Genomic DNA, 18,862 nt, shown 5'->3' with positions numbered 1-18,862 from the left:
GCTTAGGCGACCGTCAGGGCAGACACCACCAGATCGCAGCTGCGCCGGGCGTAAGCCGTCAGCACGATGCGGATCTGCGGCAAATCACGGGCAAGCACGGCGGCCAGCAGGCGTTCGAACAGTTCGAGGAACTCGCTCATTTCCGCCTTGCGTTGTTCGAGGGCGAGGAAATAGGCACGGCTCATGGCCGGCTGCAGGTTCTCGACCGTCTCTTGCAGGTATGGGTTGTTGGCGAACGGATAAGCGGCGCGCATCACCGCGAAGCTGTCGTCGACAAACGTGCGGATGTCCTGACGCTCGTAGCTGGCGGTCAGGCGCTGCTGGATCTGCACGAACGGCGCCATGTCCGACTGGACTTGCCAGCCATTGGCAACCGAGTTGCCGAGCAGGATGTACAGCTCGCTCATCAGCGTGCAAAGGCTCTGCACCTTGTGCGGCGTGAGTTCGGTTACATGGGCGCCACGTCGCGGCAGGATCGCGATCAGGTGGCGACGCTCGAGGATCAGCAAGGCTTCGCGGACCGAGCCGCGGCTGACATTGAGGGCCAGCGTGACCTTCTGTTCCTGGATGCGCTCTCCCGGCTTCATTTCGCCACGAATGATGCGTTCGGCGAGGTGGTGAGCGATTTGCTCGGCGAGGCTGTCCGGCGCCTTGAACGTCATGGTTGTCCTTCAAACTCTTTCGATCTGCACAAGCGGCGCAGTGTAGCGCAAATGCAGGCTCATGGCGGAGTGCCCACTCAGCGGTTTTTGGCACGAATCCCGCAAAAAAGCAGGGGATCCAATGAGGGTCAATACTGAATAGACACGTTGTCGATCGACGAAATGCATTTTCCTGACCTTTAAGTCAGAAAATCATTGACCGAAAAGTCAGACCTGCTAAATTCGGTTCACGTCGGTTAACAACAATAATGAGTCTGCGAGGCCTTCCGTGATCCAGTTTTTACTTAACCAGGAACTCCGTAGCGAGCACGCCCTGGACCCGAATCTGACCGTGCTCAATTACCTGCGCGAACATGTGGGCAAATCCGGCACCAAAGAAGGTTGCGCCAGCGGTGACTGCGGCGCCTGCACCGTGGTGGTCGGCGAGTTGCAAACGGATGACGACGGCCGCGAACACATTCGCTATCGCAGCCTCAACTCGTGCCTGACGTTCGTTTCGTCGCTGCACGGCAAACAACTGATCAGCGTCGAAGACCTCAAGCACAAAGGCGAACTGCACAGCGTGCAGAAAGCCATGGTCGAGTGCCACGGCTCGCAGTGCGGTTTCTGTACCCCCGGTTTCGTCATGTCGCTGTTTGCCCTGCAAAAGAACAGCGATGCACCGGATCAGGCCAAGGCTCACGAAGCGCTGGCCGGCAACCTCTGCCGGTGCACCGGCTACCGGCCGATTCTGGCCGCCGCCGAGCAGTCGTGCTGCGGCAAGCAACCGGACCAGTTCGACGCCCGTGAAGCCGAGACCATCGCCCGCCTCAAAGCCATCGCCCCGACCGATATCGGCGAACTCAACAGCGGCGACAAGCGCTGCCTGGTGCCGCTGACCGTCGCTGATCTGGCCGACCTTTACGACGCTTATCCACAAGCGCGACTGCTGGCCGGTGGCACCGACCTGGCGCTGGAAGTCACCCAGTTCCACCGCACCCTTCCAGTGATGATCTACGTTGGCAACGTCGCGCAAATGAAGCGCATCGAAACCTTCGCTGACCGTATCGAAATCGGCGCCGCCACCGCCCTCTCCGACTGCTACGAAGCGCTGAACGCCGAATACCCGGACTTCGGTGAACTGCTGCACCGCTTCGCCTCCCTGCAGATCCGCAACCAGGGCACCCTCGGCGGCAACATCGGCAACGCCTCGCCGATCGGTGACTCGCCACCGCTGCTGATTGCCCTCGGCGCGCAGGTCGTGCTGTGCAAAGGCGAAACCCGCCGCACCTTGAACCTGGAAGATTACTTCATCGACTACAAAGTCACCGCGCGTCAGGAAAGCGAGTTCATCGAGAAAATCATCGTCCCGCGTGCCACGGCCGAGCAGCGTTTCCGCGCGTACAAGGTCTCCAAACGTCTGGACGACGACATTTCTGCCGTCTGCGCCGCCTTCAACCTGCGCGTGGAAAACGGCGTGATCAGCGACGCCCGCATGGCCTTCGGCGGCATGGCCGCGATCCCGAAACGCGCCGCCCACTGCGAAGCCGTGTTGCTCGGCCAGCCGTTCAACAACGCCGTGATCGAACGCGCCTGCGCGGCATTGGCCGACGACTTCACACCGCTCTCGGACTTCCGCGCCAGCAAGGAATATCGCCTGCTCAGCGCGCAGAACCTGCTGCGCAAATACTTCATCGAACTGCAAACACCGCACATCGAGACTCGGGTGACCGCTTATGTCTAACCATCACGCCGTAGAGAAGACTCAAGCTGAATTGGCTGACCTGTTCGCCAAGGACCTGACCACCGGCGTCGGCCGCAGCGTCAAGCACGACAGCGCCGCCAAGCACGTGTCCGGTGAAGCGCAGTACATTGATGATCGTCTGGAATTCCCCAACCAGCTGCACCTGTACGCACGCCTGTCGGACCGCGCCCACGCGAAAATCATCAGCATCGACACCAAGCCGTGCTACGCCTTCGAAGGCGTGCGCATTGCGATCACTCATGAAGACGTGCCGGGCCTGAAAGACATCGGCCCGCTGCTGCCGGGCGATCCGTTGCTGGCCATCGACGACGTGCAGTTCGTCGGCCAACCGGTGCTCGCCGTCGCCGCCAAGGATCTGGAAACCGCCCGCAAGGCCGCGATGGCAGCGATCATCGAATACGAAGATCTGGAACCGGTGCTCGACGTGGTCGAAGCCTTGCGCAAACGCCACTTCGTGCTCGACAGCCACACCCATCAGCGCGGCGATTCGGTCTCTGCGCTGGCGACCGCTGAACACCGCATCCAGGGCACGCTGCACATTGGCGGTCAGGAACACTTCTACCTGGAGACGCAGATCTCCTCGGTGATGCCGACCGAAGACGGCGGCATGATCGTCTACTGCTCGACACAGAACCCGACCGAAGTACAAAAACTGGTCGCCGAAGTGCTCGACGTGTCGATGAATAAAATCGTCGTCGACATGCGCCGCATGGGCGGTGGTTTCGGTGGCAAGGAAACCCAGGCTGCCAGCCCGGCGTGCCTGTGCGCCGTGGTTGCACACCTCACCGGCCAGCCAACGAAGATGCGCCTGCCGCGGGTCGAAGACATGCTGATGACCGGCAAGCGTCACCCGTTCTACGTCGAATACGACGTCGGCTTCGACAGCACCGGGCGCCTGCACGGGATCAACATGGACCTGGCCGGCAACTGCGGTTGCTCGCCGGACTTGTCCGCGTCGATCGTCGACCGGGCGATGTTCCACTCGGACAACTCGTACTACCTCGGTGACGCGACGATCAATGGTCACCGCTGCAAGACCAACACCGCGTCGAACACCGCTTACCGTGGTTTCGGTGGCCCGCAAGGCATGGTCGCCATCGAGGAAGTAATGGACGCGATTGCCCGTCACCTCCACCTCGATCCGCTGGCGGTGCGCAAGGCCAACTACTACGGCAAGACCGAGCGCAACGTCACCCACTACTACCAGACCGTCGAGCACAACATGCTCGAGGAGATGACCGCCGAACTGGAAGAGAGCAGCCAGTACCACGAGCGTCGCGAAGCGATCCGGCGCTACAACGCCAACAGCCCGATCCTGAAAAAAGGCCTGGCGCTGACCCCGGTGAAATTCGGTATTTCCTTCACCGCCAGCTTCTTGAACCAGGCCGGCGCACTGATCCACATTTACACCGACGGCAGCATCCACCTGAACCACGGCGGCACGGAAATGGGCCAGGGCCTGAACACCAAAGTCGCACAGGTGGTGGCCGAAGTGTTCCAGGTCGAAATCGACCGTGTACAGATCACCGCGACCAACACCGACAAGGTGCCAAACACCTCGCCGACGGCCGCCTCCAGCGGTGCTGACCTCAACGGCAAGGCCGCGCAGAACGCCGCCGAGACCATCAAGAAACGTCTGATCGAATTCGCTGCGCGGCACTACAAGGTCAGCGAAGAAGATGTGGAATTCCATAACGGCCATGTGCGCGTGCGTGATCACATCCTGACCTTCGAAGCGCTGATCCAGCAGGCGTATTTCAATCAGGTGTCGCTGTCGAGCACCGGCTTCTACAAGACCCCGAAAATCTATTACGACCGCAGCCAGGCCCGTGGCCGGCCGTTCTACTACTTCGCCTTTGGCGCCGCATGTTGCGAGGTGATCGTCGACACCCTGACCGGCGAGTACAAGATGCTGCGCACCGACATCCTCCACGACGTCGGCGCCTCGCTGAACCCGTCCATCGACATCGGCCAGGTCGAAGGGGGCTTCGTGCAGGGCATGGGCTGGCTGACCATGGAAGAGCTGGTCTGGAACAACAAGGGCAAGCTGATGACCAACGGCCCGGCCAGCTACAAGATCCCGGCCGTGGCGGACATGCCGCTCGACCTGCGGGTGAAGCTGGTGGAAAACCGCAAGAACCCGGAAGACACGGTGTTCCATTCCAAGGCTGTCGGCGAGCCGCCATTTATGCTCGGGATCGCCGCATGGTGTGCGATCAAGGATGCGGTGGCGAGCCTGGGTGCTTACCAGCATCAGCCGAAGATTGATGCGCCGGCGACTCCGGAGCGGGTGTTGTGGGGGTGTGAGCAGATGCGCCAGTTGAAGGCCGTGAAAGCGGTCGACGCTGAAACCGAGTTGGCTCCGCTCTAAACCGAGGTGCGGTCTTCGCGAGCAAGCTCGCTCCCACATTTGGAATGCATTCTCCTGTGGGAGCGAGTTTGCTCGCGAAGAGGCCCGAACAGACAACAAAGATGTCGAGGTGAACATGTACAACTGGATCGACGCCCTCGCCGACCTGCAGAATCAGGGCGAACCCTGCGTTCTGGTGACGATCATCGAAGAACTCGGCTCGACCCCGCGCAACGCCGGCTCGAAAATGGTCGTCAGCGCGAAACAGACCTTCGACACCATCGGTGGCGGGCATCTGGAATACAAAGCCATGCAGATCGCCCGCGAGATGCTCGCCAGCTGCAAGCAGGACACGCATCTGGAGCGCTTCAGCCTCGGTGCCAGCCTCGGCCAGTGCTGCGGCGGCGCCACGGTGCTGCTGTTCGAACCGATGGGCCAGGTGCAGGCGCAGATCGCGGTGTTCGGCGCCGGCCACGTCGGTCGCGCCCTCGTGCCTTTGCTCGCGAGCCTGCCCTGCCGGGTACGCTGGATCGATTCGCGGGAAGAGGAATTTCCCCAACAGATTCCCCACGGTGTCCGTAAAATCGTCGCTGAAGAGCCTGTGGATGAAATCGACGACCTGCCCGCCGGCAGCTATTGCATCGTCATGACCCACAACCATCAACTGGATCTGGAACTCACCGCCGCGATCCTCAAGCGCAATGACTTCACCTGGTTCGGCCTGATCGGCTCGAAGACCAAACGGGCCAAGTTCGAACATCGCTTGCGTGATCGCGGTTTCGACCCCGGCGTCGTGCAACGCATGCGCTGCCCGATGGGCATCGGCGAAGTCAAAGGCAAACTGCCTGTGGAAATCGCCATCTCCATCGCCGGCGAAATCATCGCCACCTATAACGCCAGTTTCGGCCAGCACAGCGCCAGCGCCGAACCGATTGCCAGACTGCTACCGGTTTCGCGCCGCAGTCAGGCCGCCAAACTCAAAGCCTCAAATTGATTAGAGAACCCTCATGCCTCTGACTCGCAAAGCCTACCGCGCCGCCATCCTGCACAGCATCGCCGACCCTGCCGACGTCGGGATCGAAGCCTCCTACGAATATTTCGAGGACGGCCTGCTGGTGGTCGATGGTGGCAAGATCAGCGCCCTCGGCCACGCCAGCGAACTGCTGCCGACTCTGCCAGCGGACATCGAGATCACGCATTATCAGGATGCGCTGATCACCCCAGGCTTCATCGACACCCACATCCACCTACCGCAAACCGGCATGGTCGGCGCCTACGGCGAGCAACTGCTCGACTGGCTGAACACCTACACCTTCCCCTGCGAAAGCCAGTTTGGTGACAAAAACCACGCCGATGAAGTCGCGGACATCTTCATTAAGGAACTGCTGCGCAACGGCACCACCACCGCATTGGTATTCGGCAGCGTGCACCCGCAATCGGTGAACTCTTTCTTCGAAGCCGCCGAGAAGCTCGACCTGCGGATGATCGCCGGCAAGGTGATGATGGACCGCAACGCCCCGGACTACCTGACCGACACCGCCGAATCCAGCTACGTCGAGAGCAAGGCGCTGATCGAGCGCTGGCACGGCAAGGGCCGTCTGCACTATGCCGTCACCCCGCGCTTCGCCCCGACCAGCACCCCGGAACAACTGACCCTCGCCGGGCAACTGCTGACCGAATACCCGGATCTGTACATGCAGACCCACATCAGCGAGAACCTCAAGGAAATCGAGTGGGTCAAGGAACTGTTCCCGGAGCGCAAGGGTTACCTCGACGTCTACGACCACTACCAGTTGCTCGGCGAGCGCTCGGTGTTCGCCCATGGCGTGCACCTGTGCGATGACGAATGCGCACGCTTGGCGCAAACCGGCTCGGCAATCTCGTTCTGCCCGACTTCGAACTTGTTCCTCGGCAGCGGCCTGTTCAACTTGCCGATGGCCGAGAAACACAAACTGAATGTCGGCCTGGGTACCGACGTCGGCGGCGGCACCAGTTTCTCGCTGCTGCAAACGCTGAACGAAGCCTACAAAGTCATGCAGTTGCAGGGCGCGCGCCTGAGTCCGTTCAAGTCGCTGTACCTCGCAACGCTTGGCGGTGCGCGGGCACTGCGCCTGGAAGACAAGATCGGCAACCTGCAACCGGGTTCTGACGCCGACTTCCTGGTGCTGGATTACAACGCCACGCCGCTGCTGAGCTACCGCTTGAAGCAGGCCAACAACATTGCCGAAACGTTGTTTGTGTTGATGACACTGGGGGATGACCGGACCGTGCAGCAAACTTATGCGGCGGGTGCGCTGGTGCATCAGCGCTGAGTTTTTCCAAGGCATAAAAAATCCCCCGGAGGTGTTCACCCCGGGGGATTTTTATTGCTTGTCAGATCGCCTTCGCTGGCAAGCCAGCTCCCACAGTTTTTGAGGTGTTCACCCGATTTGCGCTACACCACACATCCTGTGGGAGCTGGCTTGCCAGCGATTGGGCCAACTCGGTCCGACTTAGAGCTTGGCCGCCGGACGCCCCGGTTTCTTGGTCTGCAACAAATGCGAGAACACCGCATGCAGATCATCCGACGCGCCTTCCTCATCGAGGTTGAGCTTGCTGTCGATGTGATCCATGTGATGCATCATCAGGTCCACCGCCAGCTCACCGTTGCGCGCCTCGATGGCGTCGATCAACTGGGTGTGCTCGTCATAGGAGCAGTGCGAACGGTTGCCGCTTTCATACTGGGCAATGATCAGCGAGGTCTGCGACACCAGGCTGCGCTGGAAGCTGACCAGCGGTGCGTTCTTCGCCGCTTCGGCCAGTTTCAGGTGGAACTCGCCCGACAGCCGGATACCGGCGCCGCGATCACCACGGGAGAAGCTGTCGCGCTCGTCGTTGACCATCTGCCGCAACTCGGCGATCTGCTCGGCGGTGGCGTGCTGCACCGCCAGTTCAGTGATCGCGCGTTCGACCAGACGGCGAGCCATGAACACCTGACGCGCTTCTTCAACGCTCGGGCTGGCGACCACAGCGCCACGGTTCGGCCGCAACAGCACCACTCCTTCATGGGCCAGACGCGACAGCGCACGGCGAATGATCGTGCGGCTGACCCCGAAGATTTCCCCCAGCGCTTCTTCACTCAACTTGGTGCCGGGCGCCAGACGCTGTTCGAGGATGGCCTCGAAGATATGCGCGTAGACAATATCGTCCTGGGTTCCGCTGCGGCCGGCTTTGCCTGCTCGCGGTTGTTTCTTGAGGGGTTGCAACTGTTCGTTCATGGGCACTCGAGTCGGGAGAACTGCGGCGAATAGACCGTGACTGTAATACGGCACAGTAGGTCGCTGGCAAGTATCGCGTAAAAAACAGCGCGATTGTACACAATGGATGGTGGCAACACGACTGTATGGCCGTTTGTGACCTCGGCTGTATTGCAACGATCCGTTACGATTGAGTTTAGGCTTGATCGCAGAATCCGCCTTCAGCACACAATTCCCTGTAGGGATTGCGTCAAAGGGGACATCTTCATCTGTATAAGGAACACCGCCGTCATGAACGACGCCACCTACACCCGGCTGCGCCCTCTGGCCGACACTTCGCCCTCGGCCATCGTCGCCGGTTTTATCGCGATGATGACCGGTTACACCAGTTCACTGGTGCTGATGTTTCAGGCCGGGCAAGCGGCCGGCCTGAGCAGCGGGCAAATCTCGTCGTGGATCTGGGCGATCTCGATCGGCATGGCGGTGTGCTCCATCGGCCTGTCGCTGCGTTATCGCACGCCGATCACCATCGCCTGGTCGACCCCGGGCGCGGCCCTGCTGATCACCAGCCTGGGCGGCGTCACGTATGGCGAGGCCATCGGCGCCTACATCACCTGCGCGGTGCTGGTGACGATTTGCGGGCTGACCGGCAGCTTCGAACGCCTGGTGAAAAAGATTCCGGCTTCGCTGGCGGCGGCGTTGCTGGCAGGGATTCTGTTCAAGATCGGCAGCGAAATCTTCGTCGCCGCGCAACACCGCACCGCTCTGGTGCTGGGGATGTTCTTCACTTACCTGCTGGTCAAACGCCTGTCGCCGCGTTACGCCGTGCTCGCCGCCCTGCTGATCGGTACAGCGCTGTCCGGGTTCATGGGGCTGCTGGACTTCAGCGCTTTTCATCTGGAGGTGGCGACACCGGTGTGGACCACGCCGCACTTCTCGCTGGCGGCGACCATCAGCATTGGCATTCCGCTGTTCGTGGTGGCGATGACCTCGCAGAACATGCCCGGCATCGCCGTGCTGCGCGCCGACGGCTACAACGTGCCGGCCTCGCCACTGATCACCAGCACCGGCATCGCCTCGCTGCTGCTGGCGCCATTCGGCTCCCACGGGATCAACCTCGCGGCGATCAGCGCCGCGATCTGCACCGGGCCGCACGCCCATGAGGATCGCAACAAGCGCTACACCGCGGCGGTGTGGTGCGGGATTTTCTACGGGATTGCCGGGGTGTTTGGCGCCACATTGGCGGCGCTGTTTGCCGCGCTGCCGAAAGAACTGGTGCTGTCGATCGCCGCGCTGGCGCTGTTTGGCTCGATCATCAACGGTTTGAGCATTGCCATGACCGAGGTGAAGGAGCGTGAAGCGGCGTTGATTACCTTTATGGTCACGGCGTCGGGGCTGACACTGTTTTCCATTGGTTCGGCGTTCTGGGGAATTGTCGCGGGGGTGTTGACGTTGGTGATTTTGAATTGGCGTAAAGCTTAAGGTCAAAAGCCCCTCATCGGAACGCCGCCCGCCTAGCCCTCTCCCAGAGGGAGAGGGGACTGACCAAGGTGCTTGGAAGACATACGCCGACGTGGGATACCGAGTTGAACTCAAATGTTGAAAAGCCCATAAACCGGCTCCCTCTCCAGGGGGAGAGGGCTGGGGTGAGGGGTAGATTCACCACCAAACCAAAGCCGAACCCCCAAACACCAGACGAAAAAAAACGGCGACCCGAAGGTCGCCGTTTTTTTCAGTATCACTTAGCCGGGTTGATCGGCTTTTCCGGATACCAGACGTCCAGCAGCGAGCTGACAGTCATACCAGTCAGTTCGCTACGGCCTTTCAACCAGGTTTCAACAGCAGCACGCTGCTCTTCGTTCACCGAGCCACGCTTCTGCAGGCATACCAGACCGAAGTCGTCGCCACCAACGTAACCCAGACCATTGGCTTCCATGGCTTCTTTGATGAAGGCTTCGAGGAAAGCGTCAATGGCTTCTTCGGACAAGTCTTCTTTGAAGTCCAGGTTCAGTTCGAAACCCAGCTCTTGAAATTCATCAACGCACAGTTTTTTGCGCAGACGCTGGGAACGGTTAGTCGCCATTGGAACAATCCTCTTAAGTATTAACGGCCGGCACTTTACCAGTTTAAGGCGTCGATTGCCCGACTCTCTGGCCCCTGAAGCCGACCGCCTGTAAAAAAATAACGTATTGGCCGGCCCGGACAAGGCACAAGCTGTAGAACCTTGGGGCATAATGCCGACACTTTCATGACCACTGAGGGCTTTTTCATCCATGTCCTCGTTATTTTTCCCCTCTTCTGCAGGGTTTTATTTCATATGATCAAATCGTTGCGTCCACTGTTTCTCGCCGGCCTTCTTCTGCCGCTGGCCCTGCCTGTTTCCGCCGCCACCCTTAATACCGCCCTCACCCCCAACGTCGAAAAAGCCCTCAAGGCCAGTAAATTGCAGCCAAGCGCGCTGTCGCTGGTGATGATCCCGCTCGACGGCCCAGGCAACCCGACCGTGTACAACGCCGACGTGTCGGTCAACCCGGCCTCGACCATGAAACTGGTCACCACCTACGCGGCGCTGGAAATGCTCGGCCCCAACCATCAGTGGAAAACCGAGTTCTACACCGACGGCAACCTCAGCGGCGGCATCCTCAACGGCAACCTCTACCTCAAGGGTGGCGGCGATCCGAAACTGAACATGGAAAAACTCTGGCTGCTGATGCGCGACCTGCGCGCCAACGGCGTGACCCAGATCACCGGCGATCTGATCCTCGACCGCAGCTTCTTCATCCAGCCACAACTGCCCGAGTTCAACGACGACGGCAACGACGAGAACAAACCGTTTCTGGTCAAGCCCGACTCGCTGCTGGTCAACCTCAAGGCCCTGCGCTTCGTCGCGCGCAATGACGGTGGTCGGGTACTGATTTCGGTGGAACCGCCGATTGCCAGCATCCATATCGAAAACACCGTCAAGGCCCTGCCCTCCAAGCAATGCACCGGCGGCGTGCGCTACAACCCGGTGACGCAGGCCGATGGCAGCGTCAACGTGACCGTGGCCGGCCAGTTGGGCGAAGGCTGCAACTCACAGACCTACCTGTCGCTGCTCGACCACGCGACTTACACCGCCGGCGCCGTGCGCGCGATCTGGAAAGAACTGGGCGGCAGCATTCAAGGCAAGGATCGTCTCGGCGCGACGCCAGGCAACGCCAAACTGCTGGCTCGTGCGTACTCGCCGGATCTGGCGGAAATCATCCGCGACATCAACAAGTACAGTAACAACACCATGGCCCAGCAACTGTTCCTGAGCCTCGGTCAGCGCTTTCGCAACGATGCCGACGGTGATGACGCCAAAGCCGCGCAGCGCGTAGTACGTCAGTGGCTGGCGAAGAAAGGCATTACCGCGCCGCATCTGGTGATGGAGAACGGTTCCGGCCTGTCCCGTGCCGAACGCGTCAGCGCCCGCGAGATGGCGAACATGCTGCAAGCGGCGTGGCACAGCCCGTATGCCGCCGAGTACATCAGCTCGATGCCGATCGCCGGCACCGATGGCACCATGCGCAAACGCCTGAAAACCACAGCGATGCGCGGCGAAGCCCACGTCAAGACCGGCACCCTGAACACCGTGCGTGCAATTGCCGGCTTCAGCCGCGACGTCAATGGCAATACCTGGGCGGTGGTGGCGATCCTCAACGACAAGGCGCCGTTTGGCGCATCGTCGGTGCTGGATCAGGTGCTGCTGGATCTGTACAAGCAACCGAAACTGCCGCAGACCGCTTCGGCCCTCTAAGCCGCCCAAAGCAGGCTGCGATCTTTAGATTTTGTGGGAGCGAGCTTGCTCGCGAAGGCGTCAGTTCAGTCAGTATTTTTGGCGACTGACACGCCGCCTTCGCGAGCAAGCTCGCTCCCACAGGGGAACTGCGTCGCGGCCTAACTCATCTGCTCGACGCGATCGCGCCCGCGCTGCTTTGCCATATACACCCCCGAATCCGCGCGCAGCAGCAACGCATCCGCGCCCTCCCCCGGCCGCCAGCTGGCGATGCCGAAACTCGCCGTCACCACCCCGACCACATCCACCGGCGCACTGCGCAAGCCTTGCCACAACTCCACCGCCAGCATGTACGCATGCTCACCGTCGATGTCCGGACAGAGCACCATGAACTCTTCGCCGCCCAAGCGGCAAAACACATCGGTACGCCGCAGGCGATGACCAATGCGCTCGCACACCGCTTGTAACACCCGGTCGCCCATGGCGTGGCCATACTGATCGTTGATGCGCTTGAAATGGTCGATGTCGAGCATGATCACCGACAACTCACCGCCGCCCCGTTCGACGCGAGCCATTTCAGTGGTCAGGCGCTCCTGGAAATAGCGCCGGTTGTGAATCCCGGTCAGCGAGTCGGTTACCGACAGCGCACGCAATTCTTCCTCCACCCGCTTCAGGTCGGAGATATCCGAGATGTAGCCGTGCCACAACACGCCGCCGCCCGGCAGTTCCTCCGGGGTCGCCTCGCCGCGCACCCAACGCAGGCCGCGCTCGGGTAATTGCACGCGATACTCCTCGCGCCACGGGCTGAGGCTGTCCGCCGAGGCACGAATCGAGGTGCGTACGCGGGTGACGTCCTGCGGATGAATACGCGTGAAGATTGCCTCGGCATTGAACAGCAACACGTCGGGTTCCAGCTCGTAGATCTCACGGATGCCGTCGCTGGCGTAGATCACGCTGAAACGCCCGTCGAATTCCATCTTGAATTGATAAATGCCGCCGGGCACGTGGGCGCTGAGTTTCTTCAGCAACACGTCCCGCGCCGCCAGCACTTCGTGCACACGCTTGCGCTCGGTGATGTCGATGCAAATCGCCAGATGGCCGACCCACAAGCCCTGCTCATCCAGTACCGGGGTGGCGAGCATGTTCACCGGTAGATGACTGCCATCGCTGCGCACCAGCGTCCATTCGCGTGCTTCGTGGCCACCGACTTCACCGCCCTCGACCAACATCGCATGGCAGGTAGGAATGCTTTTGCCATAACGCGCGCTCAATTCCGCCGCCCGCGCACTCAACTCGCGCGGCAAGTGCAGGTTTTCCAGAGTCATGTGGCCGACGACATCGGCACTGCTGTAACCGAGCATCTGCTCGGCGCCGGGATTGAAGGTGTTGATCACCCCGCGCAGGTCGGTGGCGATGATTGCCACCTGGGTCGCGGCGTTCAACACCCCGCGCAACTGGCCGTGGGTGCCGCGCAACTCCTGTTCGCGCTCGTGCAATTCCTGGGTGCGCAACTGGACCATGCGCAAGGCACGCTGGCGCTGGCTGACCAGCACATACAGCAAGGCGCTGAGCAGCAGGCTGAGCAAACCACCGAGAATCACCACGCTGCCGACCGACGAATGGTTGGCCTGCATAAAGGCTTCGCTCGGCAGGATGTCCACCTGGTAATCATGATCGGCCATGCGCAGCAAACGGGTGGCCGACAAATCGCTGGCCGCCGGCTCGTTGGTCGATTCGAACAGCACCTCATGCTGATCAGTGACTGACAGATCGAGGATGCGCACCGACAGGTAGTCATGAGACGCATCCGGCAAGCCGTCGGCCAGCAACTGGCGCATGCTGATCACGGCCATCGCGTAGCCGAACGGTCGCGGCTGGCCCTCGCGGCTCACCGGCGCCACCAGCAGCACGCCGCGGGCGTAAGACGGCTCGATGCTGACCAGATGCATCGGTTGCGACACCGCCAGACTGGCGAGCTTGTCCGCGCGCTGCAAGGTGTCGCGGCGCAGCGGCTGGGCCAGCAAATCGTAGCCCAACGGCGAGCCGAGACGGCTCTGGGTCTGGCTGTACAGCACCGGCACGTATTCGTCGCGGATCGCAGCCAGTTGCAACTCGCCCTGGGCATTAAGTTCGCGGATGGTAAACGTGCTCAGGCCTTCGTCACGCACGCGCTGCTCGAACGCGGCGCGCTCGGCACCGCTGACCCGCAGGGCAAACGAATAGGCCTGGGTGCGCAGCAACAGAGGGCGGGTATAACCGTCGAATTCGGCGCGGGACACCGACTCGGAGTTGGCGAAGAAACGGCGCAGGCCATCCAGGCGTTGCTCCTGATCCTGAAAGCGCTCTTCGATGCGGCTGTAACGTTCATTGGCCAGCAGTTGAAAACGCTGACGCAATTGCTGATGGAACTGGTTGAGGGTGGCCCAGGCGAGCAGCCCCGTGAGAATCCCGCCGGCGAGCAATACCAGCAGCGCGACCAGCCAGGCCGAGACGTCTTCGCTGATAAAACCCAGGATCTTTGGGCGCACGGGGTGCAACGACATAAAGGCAACTCACTACGCCAGTGTTCCGGGGAAACCCCATTGGCCATGAGTTGAGTTATAGCTATTAGCCATTAATTTGGCTAGCACTGAACGGATCCAAGAGCCTTTAAAAATCAAGGCTCTGTGGATCCAACTTTGGCAAGTGTCAACGAGCCGTGATTTTCCAGGCGCGGTGGATCTTGGTGTTGCGGGCGAAATCCGGATCAATGGTTTGGGCGCTGATTTCCTCGACCGCATAGCGCTCGGTCAGGTTTTCCTCCAACTGGAACTTGCGGAAGTTGTTGGAGAAATACAGCACGCCCCCGGTTGCCAGACGCGCCATCGCCAGGTCGATCAACTGCACCTGATCACGCTGCACGTCGAAGATGCCTTCCATGCGCTTGGAGTTGGAGAAGGTCGGCGGATCAATGAAGATCAGGTCGTACTCGTCGCGGCTGCTTTCCAGCCACGCCATCACATCGCCCTGCTCCAGACGGTTCTTGTCAGAGAAACCGTTCAGCGACAGGTTGCGGCGCGCCCAGTCGAGGTAGGTTTTCGACAGGTCGACGCTGGTGGTGCTGCGTGCGCCGCCCTTGGCCGCATGCACACTGGCGGTCGCGGTGTAGCAGAACAGATTGAGGAAGCGTTTGCCGGCGGCCTCTTTCTGAATGCGCATGCGCATCGGCCGGTGGTCGAGGAACAGGCCGGTGTCGAGGTAGTCAGTGAGATTGACCAGCAACTTCACACCGCCTTCGCTCACCTCATTGAACTTGCCCTGCGCCGCCTGACGCTCGTACTGCTTGGTGCCACTCTGGCGCTCGCGGCGTTTGACCACCACGCGGCTCTTGTCGACATTCAGCGCCTGCGGGATCGCTGCCAGGGCGTCGAACATGCGCGCCGAGGCTTTTTCCGGGTCGATCGACTTCGGCGCGGCGTATTCCTGCACGTGCACCCAGTCGTGATACAGGTCGATGGCCATGGCGTATTCCGGCATGTCGGCATCATAGACGCGGTAGCAGTCGATGCCTTCGCGCTTGACCCACTTGCTCATCGCCTTGAGATTCTTTTGCAGGCGGTTGGCAAACATCTGCCCGCCCTCACTCAAGCGCGGCTGCTCGATCACCGGGGCCGGAGCGGGCGTCGGTTTGATCGGGTTGCCGTTCTTGTTGAACTTGCGCTCTTGCGGCTCGTCCGGGGTCTGGTCGTAAGCCGCTTGTTCGCGCTCGGCCTGACGCTGCTCCGGGGTACGACGCTCGCCAGTGACGAACTGATCCGGCAGCACCTTGATCAGCAGCAGCTTGCACGGCAGCGCGCCGTTCCAGAACGAATACTGTTTGTGGCTGCGGATGCCCATGCGCTTGCCCAGGTCCGGCGCGCCGGTGAACACCGCGGCTTCCCAGTTCAGGCAGGCCTGACGCAGGCGCTCGCCGAGGTTCTGGTAGAGGTACAACAGACTGGCTTCGTCACCCAGACGCTCGCCGTACGGCGGGTTGCAGATCACCAGACCTTTCTGGTTCTGGTCCGGACGCGGCTCAAAGGTCGCGACTTCGCCCTGGTAGATCTTGATCCACTCGCTCAGACCGGCGCGCTCAACGTTGTTGCGGCCCGGCTGAATCAGACGCGGGTCGGCTTCGTAGCCGCGAATCCACAGCGGTGGCTTGGCCAGACCGGCAGCGGCACGCTCGACGGCTTCTTCATGGAGCTTTTTCCACAGCGCCGGGACGTGACCCAGCCAAGCGGTGAAGCCCCACTGCTCGCGGCGCAGGTTCGGCGCCATGTCGGCGGCGATCATGCCGGCCTCGACCAGGAACGTACCGACACCGCACATCGGGTCAGCCAGCGCGCCGCCTTCGGCCGCAATGCGTGGCCAGCCGGAACGGATCAGAATCGCCGCGGCGAGGTTTTCCTTCAGCGGCGCCGCGCCCTGCTGCAAGCGGTAACCGCGCTGGTGCAGGCTGTGGCCGGAGAGGTCGAGGGAGAGGATCGCTTCGCCGCGATCCAGACGCAGGTGAATGCGCAAGTCCGGGTTGAGCTTGTCGATGCTCGGGCGATCGCCCTGCGGGGTGCGCAGTTTGTCGACGATGGCGTCTTTGACTTTGAGGGCACCGAAGTGGGTGTTGTCGATACCCGAGCCGTGGCCGCTGAATTCGACAGCCAGGGTGCCGTCGGCCAGCATGTGATCCTGCCAGTCGATGTCGAGCACGCCGTGATACAGGTCTTCGGCGTCCTTCATCGGGAAACGCTTGAGCACCAGCAACACGCGGTTGGCCAGACGCGACCAAAGGCACAGGCGATAAGCGGTTTCCATGCTCGCCATGCCACGCACGGCGGAAGTGTGCTCGCGCGCTTCTTCAAGGCCAAGCCCGACGGCTTCCTCGATGAGCAGGCCTTCAAGGCCTTTAGGGCAAGTGAGGAAGAGTTCGAAACGGTCGGACATGGTATTTCCAGAGCCTTTGGCTAGTGAATCGGCAACGCATTGCCGATCCGGTTTTCAATCAGGCGCTTTTCTAAAAGAGCGCCCGCGTGGCACGATGGTGTGCCGTTCCATCCCCGCTGCTCGGGTTAAAGGAGCTTAGATGCCGGGACAGATAAAAAAGTTGATGAAACAAAAAGTCTTAAAGCGACCCTTCGTCGCTTATTAACCTAGCGCAAACGTGGGTCATTCTCACTAAAGGATTAACCCCACCATCCGCCGCGGAGCCGATCATACCGGGGTTTGCTGAAAAAACGTTCATGAAACCCGTCGTTACTTATGGCTGTAGCACTATTTTCGTTACGTCCTTATGACAAAACGATCATTCCCTCGGTGTGACTCATTGGTTAGAACTGACCACAGGTTGACGTCGCAACGGCGTCAACACCTTGGCTCGCCACGCCGGCAGCGAGCCGCACCCCGGCAGAGTTTTCTGCCAGACCTCGGTTGAGGTCAACGCGACACAAACAGTCAACAAGTGAGGGAAACACCCTATGAGAAGACTTAAGCGTGATCCGTTGGAAAGAGCATTTTTGCGCGGATATCAATATGGCGTTGGTGGCAAATCCCGTGAGCTTTGCCCATTTACTCTACCGTCGGTACGCCAAGCCTGGATCAACGGCTGGCGAGAAGGACGCGGCGACAACTGGGACGGTATGACCGGCACTGCGGGAATCCACAGACTCAACGAACTTCACGCCGTTGGCTGACACAGGGCACTGACTGCAACACGACAATCTGAATTTCTAGCGACTTACCATGCACGTCCTTCCCGGACGGCGGGCTACGGCCCAGGGGCTCCTTCGAGGAGCCCTTTTTTATGCCTGTCACATTATTTGTGCTGCACACACCTGTGGGAGCGAGCAAGCTCGCTCCCACAATTGGATCAGCGCAGGGCGGCGATGGCGTCGACCGATTCGCGGATCAGCGCCGGGCCTTTATAGATGAAGCCCGAATAAATCTGCACCAGGCTCGCACCCGCCGTAATCTTCTCGGCCGCATGCTTGCCTTCAGTAATGCCGCCGGCCGCGATGATCGGCAACCGGCCACCCAGTTCCGCCGCCAGCACCTTCACGGTGTGGGTGCTCTTGTCACGCACCGGGGCGCCAGACAGACCGCCCGCCTCGTCACCGTGCTCCATGCCTTCGACGCCGACGCGGCTCAGGGTGGTGTTGGTGGCGATCACCGCGTCCATACCGGTCTCGATCAGCGCCTGAGCCACTTGCGCGGTCTCTTCATCGGTCATGTCCGGAGCAATCTTGATCGCCAGCGGCACATGCTTGCCGTGGCGCAGGGCCAGCTCGGCGCGACGCGTCGCCAGATCCGCCAGCAACTGCTTGAGCGAATCACCGAACTGCAGGCTGCGCAGGCCCGGGGTGTTCGGCGAGCTGACGTTGACCGTGACATAACTGGCATGGGCATACACCTTGTCCAGGCAGATCAGGTAATCGTCCACCGCGCGCTCGACCGGGGTGTCGAAGTTCTTGCCGATGTTGATCCCCAGCACGCCCTTGTATTTGGCTGCAGCGACCCGCGCCAGCAGGTTATCCACACCGAGGTTGTTGAAGCCCATACGGTTGATGATCGCCTCGGCTTCCGGCAGGCGGAAGATTCGCGGTTTCGGATTGCCCGGCTGCGGACGCGGGGTCACGGTGCCGATTTCGACAAACCCGAAGCCCAGTTGCGCAAAGCCGTCGATGGCCGCGCCGTTCTTGTCCAGACCGGCCGCCAGACCCACCGGGTTCGGGAAGTCCAGGCCCATGACCGTCACCGGCACGTGCGCCGGCTTCTTGCACAGCATGCCGTTGAGCCCCAGACGCCCACCCGCGCCGATCAGATCCAGCGACAGATCGTGAGAGGTTTCCGGGGAAAGTTTGAACAACAGCTGACGGGCCAGGGTGTACATGGGCGGCGATGACTCGGGCGGCGAAAAGAGGCGGCGATTATAGCCGGGCAACACCCCGGCGCGCGAGGCGCACGCGCAAATCGCCACGAGTGGCATATGCCTTGCACCTTTCCCCGGTATCAGCCTGCAAGCCAACGACGGCGTGCGGCTCAGGACAATGGCGTCGTCCTCGGTTTTTGCCTGTGCAAAAGCCCGGGACGGCGTTTTTTTTC

At 61.0% G+C, this 18,862-nt stretch carries 13 protein-coding genes; 7 read left to right on the top strand and 6 right to left on the bottom strand.

Annotated features, from left to right (window positions below; genetic code table 11):
• Positions 1-2: 2 nt before the first annotated feature.
• Complete coding sequence (locus PseuLF5_RS11060; RefSeq protein ID WP_123463594.1) at positions 3-662, bottom strand: GntR family transcriptional regulator; 660 nt, start codon at positions 660-662, stop codon at positions 3-5.
• 268 nt (positions 663-930) lie between these two features.
• Between PseuLF5_RS11060 and xdhA the strand changes: the two genes are divergently transcribed.
• The 4 genes from xdhA to guaD all read left to right on the top strand — a co-directional run bounded on the left by xdhA (position 931) and on the right by guaD (position 7,068).
• A complete protein-coding gene (gene xdhA, locus PseuLF5_RS11055; RefSeq protein ID WP_123463596.1) occupies positions 931-2,385 on the top strand; it encodes a xanthine dehydrogenase small subunit in 1,455 nt (484 codons plus the stop codon).
• Positions 2,378-4,777: a xanthine dehydrogenase molybdopterin binding subunit gene (xdhB, locus tag PseuLF5_RS11050; RefSeq protein WP_340133515.1), complete on the top strand. Its 2,400-nt coding sequence runs from the start codon at positions 2,378-2,380 to the stop codon at positions 4,775-4,777. Before xdhA ends, xdhB begins: the two co-directional genes overlap by 8 nt.
• Before the next feature lie 115 nt (positions 4,778-4,892).
• Entirely contained in the window at positions 4,893-5,750 is an 858-nt protein-coding gene (xdhC, locus tag PseuLF5_RS11045; protein WP_340133514.1) for a xanthine dehydrogenase accessory protein XdhC, read from the top strand.
• Positions 5,751-5,763: 13 nt separating this feature from the next.
• Positions 5,764-7,068, top strand: coding sequence for a guanine deaminase (guaD, locus tag PseuLF5_RS11040; RefSeq protein ID WP_123463600.1), 1,305 nt, complete (start codon positions 5,764-5,766; stop codon positions 7,066-7,068).
• 180 nt (positions 7,069-7,248) lie between these two features.
• On the opposite strand, the gene PseuLF5_RS11035 is transcribed toward guaD, so the two are convergent.
• A complete protein-coding gene (locus PseuLF5_RS11035) occupies positions 7,249-8,013 on the bottom strand; it encodes a GntR family transcriptional regulator (protein ID WP_123463602.1) in 765 nt (254 codons plus the stop codon).
• Between the two features lie 270 nt (positions 8,014-8,283).
• Between PseuLF5_RS11035 and PseuLF5_RS11030 the strand changes: the two genes are divergently transcribed.
• Positions 8,284-9,474 carry a benzoate/H(+) symporter BenE family transporter gene (locus PseuLF5_RS11030; protein WP_322374098.1) on the top strand — a complete coding sequence of 397 codons (1,191 nt, stop codon included), beginning with the start codon at positions 8,284-8,286 and terminating at the stop codon, positions 9,472-9,474.
• Positions 9,475-9,730: 256 nt separating this feature from the next.
• Here PseuLF5_RS11030 and PseuLF5_RS11025 read toward each other — a convergent pair whose 3' ends face one another.
• Positions 9,731-10,075 carry a YggL family protein gene (locus PseuLF5_RS11025; RefSeq protein ID WP_340133512.1) on the bottom strand — a complete coding sequence of 115 codons (345 nt, stop codon included), beginning with the start codon at positions 10,073-10,075 and terminating at the stop codon, positions 9,731-9,733.
• Between the two features lie 234 nt (positions 10,076-10,309).
• On the opposite strand from PseuLF5_RS11025, the gene dacB reads away from it, so the two are divergent.
• Entirely contained in the window at positions 10,310-11,770 is a 1,461-nt protein-coding gene (gene dacB, locus PseuLF5_RS11020) for a D-alanyl-D-alanine carboxypeptidase/D-alanyl-D-alanine endopeptidase (RefSeq protein WP_222833329.1), read from the top strand.
• A 140-nt stretch (positions 11,771-11,910) separates the two neighbouring features.
• Here dacB and PseuLF5_RS11015 read toward each other — a convergent pair whose 3' ends face one another.
• Together PseuLF5_RS11015 and rlmKL are read right to left on the bottom strand one after the other, a co-directional pair.
• A complete protein-coding gene (locus PseuLF5_RS11015; RefSeq protein ID WP_340133510.1) occupies positions 11,911-14,292 on the bottom strand; it encodes a sensor domain-containing diguanylate cyclase in 2,382 nt (793 codons plus the stop codon).
• A 145-nt stretch (positions 14,293-14,437) separates the two neighbouring features.
• The gene (gene rlmKL / locus PseuLF5_RS11010; RefSeq protein ID WP_123463612.1) at positions 14,438-16,708 is read right to left on the bottom strand and encodes a bifunctional 23S rRNA (guanine(2069)-N(7))-methyltransferase RlmK/23S rRNA (guanine(2445)-N(2))-methyltransferase RlmL; all 2,271 of its coding nucleotides are present in this window, start codon (positions 16,706-16,708) and stop codon (positions 14,438-14,440) included.
• A 530-nt stretch (positions 16,709-17,238) separates the two neighbouring features.
• On the opposite strand from rlmKL, the gene rmf reads away from it, so the two are divergent.
• The gene (gene rmf, locus PseuLF5_RS11005) at positions 17,239-17,454 is read left to right on the top strand and encodes a ribosome modulation factor (RefSeq protein ID WP_003223300.1); all 216 of its coding nucleotides are present in this window, start codon (positions 17,239-17,241) and stop codon (positions 17,452-17,454) included.
• Between the two features lie 176 nt (positions 17,455-17,630).
• Here rmf and PseuLF5_RS11000 read toward each other — a convergent pair whose 3' ends face one another.
• The gene (locus tag PseuLF5_RS11000) at positions 17,631-18,650 is read right to left on the bottom strand and encodes a quinone-dependent dihydroorotate dehydrogenase (RefSeq protein WP_336347721.1); all 1,020 of its coding nucleotides are present in this window, start codon (positions 18,648-18,650) and stop codon (positions 17,631-17,633) included.
• Positions 18,651-18,862: the final 212 nt, after the last annotated feature.

Origin of the sequence: Pseudomonas sp. LF-5 (assembly GCF_037626295.1) — a bacterium.
Classification (GTDB): domain Bacteria; phylum Pseudomonadota; class Gammaproteobacteria; order Pseudomonadales; family Pseudomonadaceae; genus Aquipseudomonas; species Aquipseudomonas monsensis.
The sequence above is the reverse complement of the archived record's forward strand: the minus strand, read 5'-3'. Positions and strand labels throughout refer to the sequence as shown.